This window comes from Mucilaginibacter sp. OAE612 (assembly GCF_041806395.1).
In the GTDB taxonomy this organism is placed as follows: domain Bacteria; phylum Bacteroidota; class Bacteroidia; order Sphingobacteriales; family Sphingobacteriaceae; genus Mucilaginibacter; species Mucilaginibacter rubeus.
In genome coordinates this window covers 1088526-1104833 of record NZ_JBGMUW010000001.1, presented here as the reverse complement: position 1 = coordinate 1104833, position 16308 = coordinate 1088526, and the positions used below count along the sequence as shown (strand labels likewise).

Here is a 16308-nt window from a genome sequence, read left to right as displayed (position 1 = left end):
GATGAGTATCATTTTTCACAACTAAAAAACAAAGAGTAACACGCGTTACTATGTGATCTTATACGCTCCCTCCCATCTCCTGTTTTAGAAATGCAACGGCGGAAGCCCTTCAGGCAACACCAGCAGAGGTATTTCAATATGATGCGAAAGTTTTTTAGTATAACTGATACCAAACAAACGCTCAAGGGGATTAACTTTACGGTGTACCATCACCAGCATATCGATCACTCCGTGTTCGCTGAGCCAATCGAGCCCGCGCATTATACCCGTACCTTTAATGTGCCTGTAATAAATTTTAGGATAGTTGGCTTTACAGGTAACTTCATTTAAAAAAGCTTCTACCTCCTTTTTTTCATCACCTGTTTCATATTTCTCGTCGGTTACGTGGGCTATCAATAGCTCTGCATTAAAATAACGTGCCAGGCTTGCCACCGAATGGATCATTTCTATATCGCTGTTGTTCAAATCGGTAGCGAAAGCTATTTTGGTTACAGGGTGATATTTTGCTTGCGATGGGATGAGTAAAACCGGAAAGGCGGCATCGCTGATCATATCCTGCGTGTTGCTGCCTAAAAAAAATCTGCTCATAGCCCCCGCTCCCGACATGCCCATAACAACCATTACGCTCTTTTCTTCATCTATTTTGCCTGTTACTACATCAATTACCTCGCCTACGTCACAACAGGTATTAATAACACTATGGCCCGCACCCGCTTTGGCGTAAGGAGTTTCCTGTTGTAAGGTTACAGAAAGTTGTTCCAATTCCTTATCTGCATCTGCTTTGAGCGATGTATAATCCTCTAAAGGCCAGGCTACCTGCGCTGCCATGGGCGTTTCTGAAGGTATTTTAATGGCATGACATAATATCAAGCCCGCTTTTATATTTTGCGCAAGGTTTATAGCATAGCTCGCGGCGTTTTTTGCAGGTTCCGAAAAATCGGTGGGTACTAAAATAGTTTTCATGGCTTAAAGGATTGATTAATGGATATGATTAATGTTTTCTATGATTCGTTCGATATTGTATAGCTGGCTCTCAACTTGGTTATCAAGGTTATATATGCCGTAATATTTAACCGGCTGCCCGTCAATAATAACCGCTGTATAACTATCATTTTTTTGCAGGTGTATTCTAAAAACAACAGGTATTTTATCGCTTTCAAGTGTTTTCATAACATCGTTCCTGACGATGTAAAGTTGCAGCGCAGCGGGTGTTAAAATAGTGACGATTGTCATTTATCAACCTGATTGTAAACATCTATAAAACAACATCTAACCCCAAAAACCAATAATAAAAAACTATTTGCCGCGTAAAAAAACTTATACCGCATTGTGAACTTGAGGATACGGGTAAGTACTTCTAAAATCATTGCTGCCGGTATCGTAAATATAACCCGGAGATATTTTAACCAATGCGCGAGTGATTTCAATCAACGAATAAAGAAATACAGATCATTTTATCAGAGTACTTTTCGCGCTTCTTTTGCCCGCAAACTAAAAGCTGCAAAAAGCGTATTATATGATCATTTACAAAAGCTTCACTTTCGATTCTGCACATTTTTTACCCAACGTTCCGCCGCACCACAAATGCAGGAACATACATGGTCATACCTACCATTTAACAGTTTATTTTGAAGGCGAGGTAACAACACCCGAAGGATGGGTGCTTGACTTCGCCCTGATCAAAAACGCGGTTAAACCAATAGTTGATCAATTGGACCATACCATTCTGAACGAGGTCCCTGGTTTGGAAAACCCCACGGCCGAAAACCTGGCCGTATGGATTTGGAACAGCGTAACAGGAAAATTGGATGGGCTTACTAAAATTGAATTGAAAGAAACGCCGACATCGGGAGTTATTTACGAGGGAAAATAGCGCGGCTATCTTTCCCATCTTGTATTTTCATGCAGTCTCCCCCCAGATTGAATGTGCCATATCATAACAGGAGGTGATTTTGATCACTATTTAAGCCGCTAAATTCCGCAAGCTTTGTATCAATAAAAAAATCATTAGTCATAAGCCATTGAAAATATGATACCTAAAAAAATGAAAGCCGCCGTAGTGCACGAGTTTGGCCAGCCTTTGCAAATAGAAGAAATGCCGGTTCGCGAGCCGGGCCAACATGAAATACTGGTTAAAGTAATAGCCAGTGGTGTTTGCCATACCGACTTGCACGCGGCAGACGGCGACTGGCCGGTTAAACCCAAAATGCCACTGATTCCCGGCCACGAGGCCATTGGTTATGTAGTAGCGCTTGGCCCTGATGTTAAAGGCCTGAAGGAAGGTGATATTGTGGGTGTACCCTGGCTGTACAGCGCCTGTGGATGCTGCGAATTTTGTATTACGGGTTGGGAAACCTTATGTAACGACCAGCGAAATGGCGGCTATAGCGTTGACGGCGGTTATGCAGAATATGTGGTGGCCGATTCCCGTTATGTTGGGCATTTCCCGGCAGGCTCGGATTGTACCGCGATGGCACCGATCATTTGCGCAGGTGTTACCGTTTACAAAGGCCTTAAAGAAACGGAAACCAAACCCGGCGAATGGGTAGCTATTTCCGGCATAGGTGGCCTTGGGCACTTAGCTGTACAATATGCCAAAGCCATGGGCATGCATGTTGCGGCTATTGATGTAGACGATACAAAACTGGAATTAGCTAAAAACCTTGGCGCCGAGTTAACAGTTAATGCCAGAACTACCGACCCTGGCGCGTTTTTACAAAAAGAAACAGGGGGGATGCATGGCGTGTTGGTTACCGCTGTATCACCCATCGCGTTTAAACAAGGCATATCCGCGTTAAGAAGAAAAGGGACTATCGCGCTGAATGGATTACCGCCCGGTAGTTTCGACCTCCCCATATTTGAAACCGTGTTGAACCGCTATACCATCAGGGGATCAATTGTAGGCACTCGTAAAGATCTGCAGGAAGCTATCGAGTTCGCCGTGGAAGGAAAAGTTAAAGCCACCATACATACCGCGAAGTTAGAAGACATCAATACAGTTTTGGCCGACCTGAAAAATGGTAAGGTAGACGGCCGGGTTGTACTTGAAATAGCTAAACCCTAATCTGCAAATAACAAAAACTTTTACCGCAGGCCGGATCAAACTGCTCATTGACGCAATATACCGTACCTAAGCGCCTCCTCAAACTAAGTTACAATAAAAAGATCCGCTCCCTGGGCGGATCTTTTTATTGCGGGCAACGTCAGCATTATACTCGTTTCCGGGTTGCTATCCGGTAATAAACCGGGTAAACGTGAAATGATAAGTATCATGAGAACAACTGTTTCCTGTCAGGCAAAATTTATCACCTGCGGGATACATTTGACCCATAATTTAATACAAATCATTATGAAAAAGATTTTCTTTACTACCGTAATCTTATTTTTATTAAACGGGATAACCGCTTTCGCTCAGCAAAAAAATGAATGGGACATCCGCATCAGGGCAATTGGGGTTATCCCCCAGGAAAGCGCGGCGATAGGCGTCATCGGCGGAGATATAAACATTTCCAATACTGTTGTTCCCGAGCTCGATTTCACCTACTTTTTTGCCAAAAATTTTTCTGCAGAATTAATCCTGGCGACAACAAAACACCAGGTAAAAACAAAAGGCTCCAACCTGAGTGCTATTGGTGCCGGCTCTTCGGCCGATGTTGATCTCGGTAAAGTATGGTTGCTTCCGCCTACGCTTACTTTGCAATATCATTTGCCCACAGGTACCCTTTTTAAACCCTATATCGGCGCGGGGCTTAACTACACTATTTTTTACAATGCCGATAAAGGTCCAACCGTAGGCGGCATTGATTACAACAACAGTTTTGCTTTTGCAACTCAGTTGGGTGCTGATTTCGATATCAGTAAAAAAGTATTCTTGAATATTGATCTGAAGAAAATATTTCTCTCTACCGATGTAAAGGTTGATGCATCCAATTTAACGCCTGCGGGCAAACCCGAACTTGCGCCGGTTTTGAAAAACATACCGGCTGATGTAAAAATCAGGCCATGGATCATCGGCGTAGGTATGGGTTACCGTTTTTAATCCCTTATAGCAAGGGATACCCTGCGAAAGCCTGGTGTATGAAGACCACACCCAATCAAGAAAGAAATACGATTTCACGAAGCTAAGGGCAGAACAACTGTCTTATTATTATATCGCCCAGTCATCGCTGTCTGTTTTGTTTATACGAAAAAGAATGCCCGATATCCAAAGCAAGGCGCCGGTGAGCAATAATTTCTGATTCATTTCGGGCAAGCGGTGACCTGGGCTGGTTAACCATAAAAACAATTCTGTCAATAACACCAGTATCGTGAGCATACCGATGAGCATTTCACTCCATTGTTGCCTGTCCATATCCGTTAAATTCTGTGAGGTTTTTCTGCCGGAAGATACCCCGGACAATCAATTTGATATTGCAGGTTAGCTCCTCAAGAGTACAGGATATCGACTTAATTTTTACCGGGATTTCACCCGTCGTTTCCATCAGGTCGATATGAAGTAAATCGGAGCCCGAATGTTCTCTGCCCTTAAAGCTGTCAAAAAGCAGGTCGGCGAAATTTCGGTCATTACCTAAAAAATACTGTCCATAACTATCAAATCCTGCCGGTGTTCTAACGCTCAGCAAAATATAAAACCCGAGTTCCATAGCTATAAATTAAAGGCTCCTGCTTTAACAGGAGCCTCATTTAAAAAACTAATCCACTTATTTAATTTCAATTTGCCTGCGTATAGCCTTAGCTTCTTCGCGTTTAGCAATATCGATCTTCAGGACGCCGTCTGTATAAGACGCCTCAATATTTTCGGCATTGGCGCTGTCGGGCAACGTAAACGAACGTACAAATGAACTGTAACTATACTCACGTTTACTGTAATTTTTTTGAACGTCGCTGCTTTCGTTTTGTCGTTCTACCGAAATGTGCAGCACATTGCGGTCAAGGTTAATTTTGAAATCTTCTTTTTTCAGGCCGGGCGCAGCCAGTTCAACATGATAATGATCCTCGGTTTCGCTGATGTTAGCTGCTGGAACGCGCGCTACCAGGCGGTCATTGAAAAAAGAATCGTTTAAGATTGATTCAAAAACATCATTAAATGACGGTAATAACGAACTGTTATTCTTTTTGTCGGCATTAAATTTAACCAATGTCATAGGTCTTCCTCCTTAAATAAATTAATGATTAAAACTTATATTAATTAAACCGGTTCATTCAATTCAAAGCTAATGCCAGTGTAATAAATACTTGAGATCACTGAAAAAATTTCACAAAAAATGCTTTTTTTTCAGTTCGACCTGACAAATATTCAATATGCCATTGCTTTTTAACATTCGTATTAAAGCAAAGCAATAATGGTTGATATTTTTACGACGTGTGCCGCTTTGTTCAAGCTAAAAAAGCATTGGTAGAATCGCGGCCAATTACCCCCCTCCGTTCTTTGGGGCCTAAAACAATAACTATTTTATTTTGGTTTAAATCATAAAGTACAAATCATGGTGCCTATCAGGTTAATAACAGATGATGTGAGCAGAAGAATCACTTATTTTTATTCCAAACCCTTTTATACCAGTTTTGGATTGATGTTTAATCTTTGCTTTGGAGCACCCTTAATAGTCTTTTTTGGCAGCATGGGCGGCTGGATAATATTTGTACCATTGTTGCTGGCCTGGGCTGGCATTTTTTACCTGATCCTTTCCGTTAAATCAAAAAAGATCAAAAAGGCCAAAGAGGTTTATGAATTCGGTTATGAAACAACTATCTATTTTCAGGGGATAGATTATAATTACAGCGTACAGGTAAACGGAGCGCCGCAACCGGTGATCCTCCTCCGCATAAACAGCGAAACTATCAGGGTTAAAACATTTAACCAGCGCGTGATCAGGGCATTTGACGTTCCCGTTCAAAAGGCTTATATGATGGATAAATACCCGGATATCATACTGCCTGAAAATCTTTTTTCGATGAATATGGCTAACCCATCGACTAAATTAAGATCGATTGACAGGTAGGAAAATTGCCATGCAAGCTCCTTTCATAGGGTCAGGCTATGTTTCAGCTCTTTTTTCATCGATATAAATTTGCCAGTCATCCTTAATAACTGCACCCGAGGCTATCAGTATTTCCATGATTTCCAGGTGGCCCGGCCTCCGGCTGTTGTACAGCGCCCAAAGCGTGGAGCCCAATACAGTGCCCCCGTATCCATTCAATGCTTCCATGTCTGCGCCTTCGTTCAGCAGCATCTTTACCAATTCTACCTGCCCCCCGTAGGCCGCCGAATGGAGTGGCGTGGTATTGTCCCAAACGGTGCGCACGCCGCAGCCGTGGTTCAGTAAAAATTCAACTACCGGGCGATGACCGCAAACACAAGCCCAGATCAGGCAGCCATCGCGCTTCGCAGCCATGCTTTTATTAATAAGTTCTCCCTGTTCATTAAAATAAGATTTAACCTTTTCCAGGTCGCCAATACCACCGGCACCTTCCAATTCAACTTCCGCGCCTTTGGAAGCAAGATAACGGACAGGTTCATAACGGCCATTATGCAGACAGGCCAGGATCAGGTTGCCATCGGTATAATCCGCAGCTACCGCATGATTGGGGTCGGCACCATGCCTGATCAGGATATCCATCAGCTCTTCCTGTATTCCTTTGATAACCGGGTGCACACTGGTGGCAACAAGTCCGAGTGTAGATGTTCCCCGGTACATATCGCCCCAGGCATCAACTTCTGCGCCTGCGTCTAAAATTATAGCCGCAATTTCCACGGCATTTTGTGGTGTTTTCTGGCGCCATGCTTCAAAGCCATTTGCACCAACATAATTTAACAATGTGCTGTGATGATTGCGCCGCGAACGCTCATTTATCAGGCCTGGCCTTTGTGCCAGCAGCTTTTTGAGCGTATCCGCATCTCCGGCAGCTATAGCATCTGCCGCTTGCTCAAATTGCTGCAAGGACGGATTTGCTGATAACCCGGTTTTAAATTTTTCATAATGTGCCCAGCTATCAAAATAGTTTGCATGAGATATAATTAACCGGGCATTCTCCTCGGGGCTATTTTCCGGTTGATAACCCGTATCCCCAAACCACTGCGACAACTGTGACCTATCGCCATAATTCAGTATAAAATCGGCCAGGGTAGTAACATTGCCATCGCGGGCTGCCTGGTCTGCTATACTCTTTTGGGTTATAGATATGTCAGTCATGATTTTATTCGTTAAAACTTCATTTTTTTAGAAGTATAAACTGGCAATCTTAAAGCCTGATTTAAGTGATTTATACATTGGCAATTGTTTATCAAATATACATTAGTCAAATCTTGTTAGCTATTCTTTTTCGGCCGGTAAGCGGTCATTTTCTCCTCCTTAACCTGACTTTTGCATCCGTTAATGTCTGTCTGAAGGATTAGTTAGTCCGCTTCACCATAAAGGAGCTTCATAACGGATAGCTACTGCTGTAGTTTTACCAAAAATTAGATACTCAAACAATGAAAACTGTAAAAAACCTTCTTGTAAGTACCATTATTGCAGGAACCTTTCTGGTGCAGGGCACAACCGGCTATGCGCAAACGGGAACTCCTGCCGAAGTACAATCCAATGAAGTCATTCGCCCTTTCAAGGTTTATATTCCTCAAAAAGAAATCACTGATCTTAAACGCCGCATAGCAGCAACGCGCTGGCCAGATCATGAAACCGTTGCCGACCGTTCACAAGGTGCTCAGCTTGAAAAGCTACAGGAACTTGTTAATTATTGGGGCAAGGGCTACGATTGGCGCAAAGCTGAAGAAAAACTAAATGCTTTGCCACAATTTACAACTACAATTGATGGCGTTAACATCCACTTTATTCATGTACGCTCACCATACAAAAATGCATTGCCGCTCATTATTTCACATGGCTGGCCTGGTTCTGTGTTTGAATTACTTAAGATCATTGGCCCGCTTACTAATCCGACCGCATTTGGGGGCCGGGCAGAAGATGCTTTTGATGTAGTGATTCCATCCCTACCGGGTTATGGCTTCTCTGGCAAACCAACCGAAGCTGGCTGGGGCCCAGAGCGCATTGCCCGCGCATGGGATGTGCTTATGAAACGACTTGGATACACCCATTACGCGGCACAAGGCGGCGATTGGGGCGCAGTTATCACCGAAGCAATGGGCAGGCAGGCGCCGGCAGGTTTGGCAGGCATTCACCTCAATTTACCGGCCACAATACCTGTTGAAGTAGATGCGGCGCTTACCACCGGCAGCCCCGCTCCTGCCGGACTTTCAGGTAAAGAACTTGATGTATTTAATGCCTTAAGCAAATACAGAAAAACAGGCGCCGCTGCATACAACGTAATAATGACTGCCAGGCCACAGGCCATTGGCTATGGCTTAACAGATTCACCTGCCGGCCTTGCAGCCTGGTTACTAATTCATCCCGGTTTTTCACAATGGACTTATGATGATGACCCAGACAAATACCCAACAAAAGATGAAGTACTCGACGACTTTACTTTGTACTGGCTTACAAACAGCAGTACTTCTGCAGCGCGCCTTTATTGGGAAAATGCCGGACGCGGACCCATAAGCGCCACTGCGCAAAAAACCACCGAGATCAAATTGCCGGTAGCTATTACCGTGTTTCCGGAAGATGTTTATCGCGCTCCCGAAACCTGGGCCCGGCGTGCATACCCTAACCTTACTTATTTTCATGAGGTTGACAAGGGTGGTCACTTCGCAGCGTGGGAACAACCACAATTATTTACTGAAGAGTTGCGTGCAGCATTCAAACAACTGCGTTAATTTACTTTAGGGTAATGGAGTAATCACATTGCCTGCTTTTAAATAAATTACAAACAACTAAAATCAAAAAAAACATGAAAACTAATAAAAACAAATTGGCTACTGCCATTATTATCACAGCTCTTGCAGTACTTACACTTCCATCATCTGTCCTGGCTCAGCAAACGGTAACTGGCCGCACGGAGTTACAGCGACATGGCCTTAGTGTTCCTGGCCGCGAAATGGTGCAGATCCGTGTAGATATTGAAAAAGGGAAGGCTTATCCTGAGCATAAACACCCCGGCGAAGAAATTATTTATGTACTTGAAGGGTTACTGGAATACCAGGTAGCAGGCCAACAACCGGTAACACTTAAAGCAGGCGATGTTTTGTTCATTCCTTACGGAACCGTGCATTCGGTAAAAAATGTGGGTACTACTAAGGCGAGTGAGCTTGCCACCTATATTGTTGAAAAAGATAAACCACTTGTTACATTGATCAAGTAAGGTTCATTATAGATTTTGGAAGTATCGATCCCCAACCTCATCAATAATCGTTGCGATCAATACTTCCAAAATTGCTTCGGGCATAGCTTTATAAGCTTGATGTAAACCGGTAAGCTCCCGGCATCAAGCGATAAATTGCTTTGTTTCCTTCAAACCTGATAAAGCTGATACCCTTTGCCCCTGCCACAGGCTTACCACCTTCAGTTATGCCTTTAACAGTAACTGCCGGAAGAAACAATGTAGCTGTGGTATTCGCCGGAACAGTTGCATCATAGGCCAATGTTTTACCGCTTACGGACCAGCTACTGTTTATCCGTCCATAAGGTGAATCATAAGATCCTTTAGCCCAGGTCATCTCCCCGGTGGGGTCGGGCTCAGGCTGCAAAATAAATTTCTTAAAACCAGGTTCATCACGCTGAATCCCGATAGAATAAGCAATCATCCATTGACCAACAGCGCCAAATGAATAGTGGTTAAAAGAGTTCATGCTGTTATTACCGCCAAAGCCGTTTTCTACAGTATACCCGTTCAGCCTTTCCCAGATAGTTGTAGCGCCCTGATTAATAGCATACAGCCACGATGGATAATGCTCGTTCTGCAACATTTTATAAGCAAGGCCCGAGTGCCCGTTATCTGAAAGGGCTTTACTGATCGCGCCCGTACCTACAAATCCGGTCATGAGGGAATAAGACGGACGGACGATCCCCTGATCATCTTTATTCTCACGTTCAACCGCAGCCTCAAGGTTCTTTGCCATATAACTGACATTTTCGTCGCTGAATACACCAAGGGCCAAACCTGTTGCATAGGCGGTTTGTGTATCCGAAACTTTAAACTCTTTCTTGCCCGGCTCGCCGAACATCCCACCCCCAATAAGACCTACGGCTTTTTTATCAGCGTTAACAAATGTTTTGTTGAAGAAAGCTTTTCGCTCTTCATATTTTTTCCTGAATTTCTCAGCATCATCTTTCTTTCCTAAAATGCCAGCCACCTTTGCCATAATGCCCAAATCATAAACATGATAAGCCGTAACCGGGAAAGCAGTGCCAAGCTGCATATACTGTGGCCCAAGCCAGTCGCCCAGCACACCATCCGTACTGAAGCCGGTTTTAGGATCAATAGTTGAGTCGATGTAATCCATATACCTGCACATGGCATCATAATGTTCGGCAAGTAATGATACATCATTATATTGCTGGTAAGTTTCCCAGGCTACAGTAATGCCAGCGCTTCCCCAAATCACGCCGCCAAATCCGCCGCCAACAGGCGCAATATCGGTAAATCGCCCTTGCTCGGTTTGCAAATCGCGCATAGCCAGCATGTGCCTGCGCAGAAACTGATCGGCATTGGATACATAGGTTGCAGTACGCGAAAAAATACTGATATCGCCCGACCAGCCCATCCGCTCATTCCTTTGCGGGCAATCGGTTGGTATTGTGAGGAAGTTATCGATGTTTGACCACGTTAGGTTGGACCATAGTTTGTTTACCCTTGGATTGGAGGTAGTATAATTGGCAGTGAGTTTTTTTACAGAACTTATAACCAGGCCTTGTACATCCTCTAACGGCAGCGGCCTATCAATGCCGGTAATTTCGATATATTGATAACCATGCGATGTAAAATGCGGTTGGATCACCTGATCGCCATCCTTCATGATATAGAGATCCTGACTTAAAGCTGCACGGTAATTTTCGGTCATGATCATACCTACATTTTTACCAGACTCCTTCAGGTTGGGATACAGGATTTCGGCATAACGTAAGGTTAGTTTTTTTCCGGCGATACCATTTTTGATGCTGATCTTGGGCACACCTACAAAATTCTGTCCCATGTCATATACATAAACACCTTTTCTAACTTCCCTCACTCCTTTTGCAGTAAGGGTTTTATAAATTCCTGCCGATGTTCCGATCTGCCCGATCATCGAAATATGATCAAAATCCAGCGGGATCTTTTTCCCGAAATAGTCAACGTCATCCCCCGTATATGTTGTTCCTTTCAGAGATACTTCCTGCGCCTTTTGCCAGTTATGATCATCATAAGCTACCGTGTTCCAGTCTTTAACTGCAACTTCCTTTGTGGCATCATCAACCTCGCCCATATCCAGGCTGCTGTAAACAACAGGGCCATCGTTAAAATATTTCCAGTTTTTGTTATTGGTTTTGATCACCTCCTGCGAACCATCAGTATAAGTAATAACCAGCTTGGCTAATAAGGATTGCCTGTCGCCAAAATGGTTCCAGACCGAGCCGTAGCTCAACAAGCCACTCCACCAGCCTTCGCCGAGCATAGCACCAATAGCGTTTTTCCCTTTACTTACCATACCGGTTACATCGTAGGTTTGATAAAGATGAGTTTTGTTATATTGTGTAAGGCCGGGGTTGTAATAATCGTTACCTACCCGTTTACCGTTAAGATAGATTTCATAAATCCCCCTTGCCGTTACATAAAGCCTTGCCTGCGAAATACTTTTATCGGCATTAAAAACCGAGCGTAGCATAGGCATAGCGTTATGACTGGGATCGGCAAGGATAAATGCGCCCGCACTTCCGCCATCTACCTCATATTTCCCATCTTTTATAACTAAACCGGATGAAGGAGTAATAACTGCTTCTTTAAAAATCCCTTTGTAATTATGTTCTTCGGGCTTTTCGCTGAATAAATTGTTGCGCGGCGACCTGAAATTGGAAACCGTCAGCTCAGAAAATTCGGCTTTCTGACCTTTATCTACAGAAAAACCTATCTCGCCAAGCATTCCAAAAGAGATTACATCATGGCGGCCAAGCGGATTAAGTGTTATCACGGCGTCGCGGTTTGCAGGTACAGGCTGGGCTATAGCAATTGCATCTTTCTCATCTGCTAAAAATGTTTTATTATCATCAACAGTGAATGTAAGTGTACCAAGCTCATTATTGATCAATATGGAGTGTTGTTTGTTCTTATTACCGTTGCCAATCAGGTCGGTTTTTATTGGGAAGCTTTTAAATACTTTATCCAATGTATCTTTTTCCGAATACCCTGCTCTGTATACGTTGATCCGTGCATTGCCTCCCTGATCCAGCCCTGAAATATCCACCTCCACTTTAAAATAAGATTGGTTCTTTTTATTGGCAAGCTGAAAAATGTTCCTGTTACTATCCATCAGCCGTGGGTCATTAGCGGCAAAAATCAGGCCTGCCCTGGAGCTCCCCGGCGCGATAGCCACTTTATATTTCAGGTTATACAGCGGCAGGTAATGTGCATAAAGCACCAGGTCATTATCTCCTCCCCCTATCCATTGCGCGCCATCCCAGGCCGACATTCCCGTGTCCATGAGCCCCATTTCAAACCAGGAGCCCGAGGAAGAAACACCGCCTGCCTGATCCCAAACATTTACCGTCCAGCTATAGCGGGTTGCGGCTTTAAGCGGCGAGCCTGCGTAAACCACAGCTAAGGCTGTTCCACTTTTTATTCTGGTGCTATTCCATACCACTTTTCCCTGTGTATCTTTTACGATGATCTGATAAGCAACCTGGTTATAGCCTCTCGATCCTTCAGGGGCCAGCATTTGCCAGCTAAACCGGGGCAGTTTAACATCAATCCCAATAGGATGATCTGTATACTCCACCTGCAGGTTAACTATCCTGGTCCCTTTTACAGCACCGTAAAGGTTAATTTGTATAAATGAAAATAACAGTAATAAAATCAGGATAGCCGGTTTAGTTATCGGGGCAGGATTTTTTGTCATAATTGGGTTTACAGTAAAAATAATTGGTAAAGCAATATGCTAATAAAATGATACTTAACTGTCCCTTACTTACCCCTTTGATTGCAAATACTTTTTTATAGGACTAAAAGCAGAATACGAAGCTTAAAGCTAATAAATTATCACGGCATCAACGCATCAACGCCCAGGCCAAACCATCAGCCCCGCGAATATCAATATGCCCGGTCACTTCTAATTTATTAAGGTCGATCACTGCCACATAATTATCACCAGTGCAGCCGATAAATGCACGTGATCCGTCGTCGTTTACCAGAATCCCTGCCGCCCCATGGCCTGTATTTATACGTTTTATTTCCTGATGCGAAGTAGCATCAAAAACGAACAAGTCGCCGGTACGAAGACTGGTAACCAATACACGTTTGCCATCAGGCGTAAATTTAAGCCGGTTGGCACCTGCCACCTTTGCATCAATTGTGGCAGTTACCTTTTTGGCCGCGATATCGACGATTGAAATATTGCCATCCTCAGCACCTGCAGTCCACAATTCGCGCCCATTGGGTGATACGTCAAAACCCTCAGAACCTTTAGCTACCGGGACAACAGTTTGTACCCAGTCATGGCGTGCCGGAGGTGCAAAACCGCCCGGAGGCCCCATTGGCTTCAGCAAACTATCCTCCAAAATGCTTACCGTTGCTGAAGATACATTTGTGGTAAACACCTTTTTCCCATCATCGGTTACATAGATCATGTGCGTTCTATCCTGGCCTGTTCCCATGGCCCAGTCAAATTTGCCGGTTGCAGGATCATAGCGGCCAACAGCTTTAGCGCCTTCGGCCGAGAACCAAACTTTTCCTCCTGCAAATGTTAATCCATGCGGCCCCATCAATGGTTTGGTATCAATGGCGGGCAGCGCTTTTTGCGCCACAAGATCAATTACTCTCAGCTCGTGCAGGCTTCCTCCACCGTAGATGGAAACATAAGCCGTCTTTCCATCGGCTGAGGCAATAACTTCATGAGGATCGGATCCCACAGGAATACGCGCGATAACCTTTAAAGTCACCGGATTGATGATCGCCAAATTATGATCGCTTTTTGAAAGTGCAAGTAAAACCCGCGAGGGTGTGGCCTGCGCTGAACATTTGTTTGAAATAAAAACCATCGGAATCCATAATATGCTTACGACGAGTAATTTGACCATGTCAAATCTCATCGCTTTAAAATTGGGGGCGAATGCAGTTTTATTCATGCGATTTGTTAATTGAAGGGCGGTTTATAATTCGTTTAAAAGTAACGAAGCCGATCATTAGAGTGATCTCTCCTTAAAACAAATATACTGATCACAGCTTTGCTACCTCTGCCGGTGGCAAACAAATCGACGAAGACCAGATTGTTATCTATCGCGGTTTGTTTTTAATAGATTAACTATAATAACACCCAAATTTCTGATAACATTATTATCAACCTGCATTGATTTTATGCATCACATAATTAACGATCACATCACAACGAGTAAGGTTAAATTCCAGAAGTTCTCCGGGCTGCCAATAACTATTTAACTCGGTGCGTAACATTTCTTTGGCCCGGTTCAATCTTATTTTAACATTAGACTCCCCTATTTCCAGCGCTTCCATTGTTTCATTAGTGGTCATTCCCTGTATCTCCCTCATTACAAATACCAACCTGTATTTTTCAGGGAGCGTTAATACCGCCTTTTCTAAAATAGCTTTTAATTCTTTGTTCATAAGATTATCTAAAGGTGTTTCAGGTTGGTGATCAATGCGAATATGTTCCGTAAGTGTTTTTTCTAATTGAGCTTTCCTCTTTTTGTGCAACAGGCTCTCGTTAATCAGGATCCGGATTAGCCAGGTGCTAAAACTCGATTGATATTTGAAATTAGACAACTGGCGATAGGCGTTTAGGTAGGCCGTTTGCATAATGTCTTCAGCCTCCTTATCGTCGTTAATGATGGACATGCTGATCCTATACAATCTTTCGTTGAATTTGCGCATTAGTTTTTCGTACAAATGCTTTTCGCCATTAACTACTCGTTTTACAATCTCCTCGTCACTGAAAGTATCGGTCATATGATCGGCAGGTGGGTTCATAAAATCTGATTTATATAATAGAGCACTGTAAAGCTAAAGGGTTACAGATTACCTCTAATTAAACTTTGTAACCCTTTGTTCAAAGGCAATCTCTAATGGATATTAATTCAAAATAATCATGGAAGATCAAACTAAAAACACTCAAACTCTTTTAAAGTTTACTTATGGTTTAGTGCCTGTTGTAGCGGGAGCCGACAAATTCACCAACCTATTGACCGATTGGTCACATTATCTCAATCCAACAATTAAAACCATGCTGCCTTTCAGCGAACATGTATTTATGATGATTGTTGGTGTAATTGAAATTGTGGCCGGGATATTAGTTCTTTTGAATCCGCAAAAAGGAGCTTATCTTGTTAGTGCCTGGTTAGTATTAATTGCATTGAGTTTATTGGCAAGCGGAACCTATTTAGATGTGGCTGTGCGTGACATTGTAATGGCAATCGGTGCCTTCTCATTAGCAAAACTATCTACTACAGTCAAAAATTAACATCATAAGCACTTTACTGTGTTGTACAATTATTTATAACGGGCCATAAAGGACATTGCGATGCAAATCTGTCGGATAAGACTTATATCCGACAGACTTATTTATATATTCACATTATTCAGGAAGGAGAAACATATTTCACATATTGCCAATCCAGTACCTGCTTCATATATTTATATCTGTAGTCTTGTAAAATCAACTTATGAATCAGCCACATATAGCCGGCATTGCTCCATTCTTCATTGTACGCAATGTCACAACGGCAATATCCTTTTATCTGGAGAAACTCGGTTTTGATACCGTTTTCCAGGAGCCGGATCATGATCCGTTTTTTGCTATTGTACAGCGGGATGGGGCAATGATCTTCCTGAAATCTGTAGGCGAGGACCCGCTTCCGAACTACAAGCAAGCCCCGGATGCCCGGTGGGACGCGTATGTTAGTGTACCTGACCCGGATACGCTGTCCGCAGAGTTTATATCGCGCGGTGTTAGTTTCACTGTACCGTTACAAAATACTCCTGATGGCTTGCGCGGCTTTGAATTGGCAGACGCTGATGGTTATATTTTATTTTTCGGCCATCCCGGTTGATAGAGATAGTTACTAAACAGGTATACTTTTTGCAAAAGGTATAGCATGGATCAAAATTATTTACTGAACTCCGTAGATGGGGTCGACGTTATCTTAATTCCCGGTTCAGGCAGTAGCGTCTGCGTTTTCGAACCGGAAACGCAAACCAGTACGGGTTCGTCCC

The 16308-nt window shown here is 43.4% G+C and carries 17 protein-coding genes; 8 read left to right on the top strand and 9 right to left on the bottom strand.

All coding sequences use genetic code 11. The features are described 5' to 3' along the window. Positions 1–84: 84 nt before the first annotated feature. Both ABID99_RS04790 and ABID99_RS04785 read right to left on the bottom strand, forming a co-directional pair. Entirely contained in the window at positions 85–963 is an 879-nt protein-coding gene (locus ABID99_RS04790) for a universal stress protein (RefSeq protein ID WP_176628634.1), read from the bottom strand. 15 nt (positions 964–978) lie between these two features. Beyond that, positions 979–1233, bottom strand: coding sequence for a hypothetical protein (locus ABID99_RS04785; RefSeq protein WP_354486373.1), 255 nt, complete (start codon positions 1231–1233; stop codon positions 979–981). Between the two features lie 283 nt (positions 1234–1516). On the opposite strand from ABID99_RS04785, the gene queD reads away from it, so the two are divergent. The 3 genes from queD (at position 1517) to ABID99_RS04770 (ending at position 4039) form a co-directional block, all read left to right on the top strand. Continuing rightward, positions 1517–1873, top strand: coding sequence for a 6-carboxytetrahydropterin synthase QueD (gene queD / locus ABID99_RS04780; protein ID WP_090533243.1), 357 nt, complete (start codon positions 1517–1519; stop codon positions 1871–1873). Between the two features lie 156 nt (positions 1874–2029). Further along, positions 2030–3064 (top strand): alcohol dehydrogenase AdhP, encoded by a 1035-nt coding sequence (gene adhP / locus ABID99_RS04775; protein ID WP_090533245.1) that lies wholly within the window; start codon positions 2030–2032, stop codon positions 3062–3064. A 285-nt stretch (positions 3065–3349) separates the two neighbouring features. Then, positions 3350–4039 carry an OmpW family protein gene (locus tag ABID99_RS04770; RefSeq protein ID WP_090533247.1) on the top strand — a complete coding sequence of 230 codons (690 nt, stop codon included), beginning with the start codon at positions 3350–3352 and terminating at the stop codon, positions 4037–4039. A gap of 108 nt (positions 4040–4147) precedes the next feature. On the opposite strand, the gene ABID99_RS04765 is transcribed toward ABID99_RS04770, so the two are convergent. The 3 genes from ABID99_RS04765 to ABID99_RS04755 are packed head-to-tail and all read right to left on the bottom strand — an operon-like array spanning position 4148 to position 5144. Continuing rightward, positions 4148–4351, bottom strand: coding sequence for a hypothetical protein (locus ABID99_RS04765; RefSeq protein WP_139160044.1), 204 nt, complete (start codon positions 4349–4351; stop codon positions 4148–4150). Further along, positions 4329–4643: a hypothetical protein gene (locus ABID99_RS04760; RefSeq protein WP_090533251.1), complete on the bottom strand. Its 315-nt coding sequence runs from the start codon at positions 4641–4643 to the stop codon at positions 4329–4331. Before ABID99_RS04760 ends, ABID99_RS04765 begins: the two co-directional genes overlap by 23 nt. A 57-nt stretch (positions 4644–4700) precedes the next feature. Then, positions 4701–5144 carry an Hsp20/alpha crystallin family protein gene (locus ABID99_RS04755; protein WP_090533253.1) on the bottom strand — a complete coding sequence of 148 codons (444 nt, stop codon included), beginning with the start codon at positions 5142–5144 and terminating at the stop codon, positions 4701–4703. Between the two features lie 369 nt (positions 5145–5513). Between ABID99_RS04755 and ABID99_RS04750 the strand changes: the two genes are divergently transcribed. Beyond that, positions 5514–5999, top strand: coding sequence for a hypothetical protein (locus ABID99_RS04750; RefSeq protein WP_139160045.1), 486 nt, complete (start codon positions 5514–5516; stop codon positions 5997–5999). A gap of 36 nt (positions 6000–6035) precedes the next feature. Here ABID99_RS04750 and ABID99_RS04745 read toward each other — a convergent pair whose 3' ends face one another. Next, positions 6036–7190 (bottom strand): ankyrin repeat domain-containing protein, encoded by a 1155-nt coding sequence (locus tag ABID99_RS04745; protein WP_090533257.1) that lies wholly within the window; start codon positions 7188–7190, stop codon positions 6036–6038. 281 nt (positions 7191–7471) lie between these two features. On the opposite strand from ABID99_RS04745, the gene ABID99_RS04740 reads away from it, so the two are divergent. Continuing rightward, positions 7472–8770 (top strand): epoxide hydrolase family protein, encoded by a 1299-nt coding sequence (locus tag ABID99_RS04740; RefSeq protein WP_373613028.1) that lies wholly within the window; start codon positions 7472–7474, stop codon positions 8768–8770. Between the two features lie 74 nt (positions 8771–8844). Beyond that, the gene (locus tag ABID99_RS04735; RefSeq protein WP_373613027.1) at positions 8845–9255 is read left to right on the top strand and encodes a cupin domain-containing protein; all 411 of its coding nucleotides are present in this window, start codon (positions 8845–8847) and stop codon (positions 9253–9255) included. Positions 9256–9343: 88 nt separating this feature from the next. Here ABID99_RS04735 and ABID99_RS04730 read toward each other — a convergent pair whose 3' ends face one another. The 3 genes from ABID99_RS04730 to ABID99_RS04720 form a co-directional block, all read right to left on the bottom strand. Further along, on the bottom strand, positions 9344–12982 hold the full coding sequence (locus ABID99_RS04730) for a family 78 glycoside hydrolase catalytic domain (RefSeq protein WP_373613026.1): 3639 nt from the start codon (positions 12980–12982) through the stop codon (positions 9344–9346). A 148-nt stretch (positions 12983–13130) separates the two neighbouring features. After that, positions 13131–14207 (bottom strand): YncE family protein, encoded by a 1077-nt coding sequence (locus tag ABID99_RS04725; protein WP_373613024.1) that lies wholly within the window; start codon positions 14205–14207, stop codon positions 13131–13133. Positions 14208–14418: 211 nt separating this feature from the next. Next, on the bottom strand, positions 14419–15045 hold the full coding sequence (locus tag ABID99_RS04720) for a sigma-70 family RNA polymerase sigma factor (RefSeq protein ID WP_354437224.1): 627 nt from the start codon (positions 15043–15045) through the stop codon (positions 14419–14421). A 139-nt stretch (positions 15046–15184) separates the two neighbouring features. Between ABID99_RS04720 and ABID99_RS04715 the strand changes: the two genes are divergently transcribed. Both ABID99_RS04715 and ABID99_RS04710 read left to right on the top strand, forming a co-directional pair. After that, the gene (locus tag ABID99_RS04715; protein ID WP_373613023.1) at positions 15185–15556 is read left to right on the top strand and encodes a hypothetical protein; all 372 of its coding nucleotides are present in this window, start codon (positions 15185–15187) and stop codon (positions 15554–15556) included. A 202-nt stretch (positions 15557–15758) separates the two neighbouring features. Next, on the top strand, positions 15759–16145 hold the full coding sequence (locus ABID99_RS04710; protein ID WP_373613022.1) for a VOC family protein: 387 nt from the start codon (positions 15759–15761) through the stop codon (positions 16143–16145). The last annotated feature ends 163 nt before the right edge of the window (positions 16146–16308 follow it).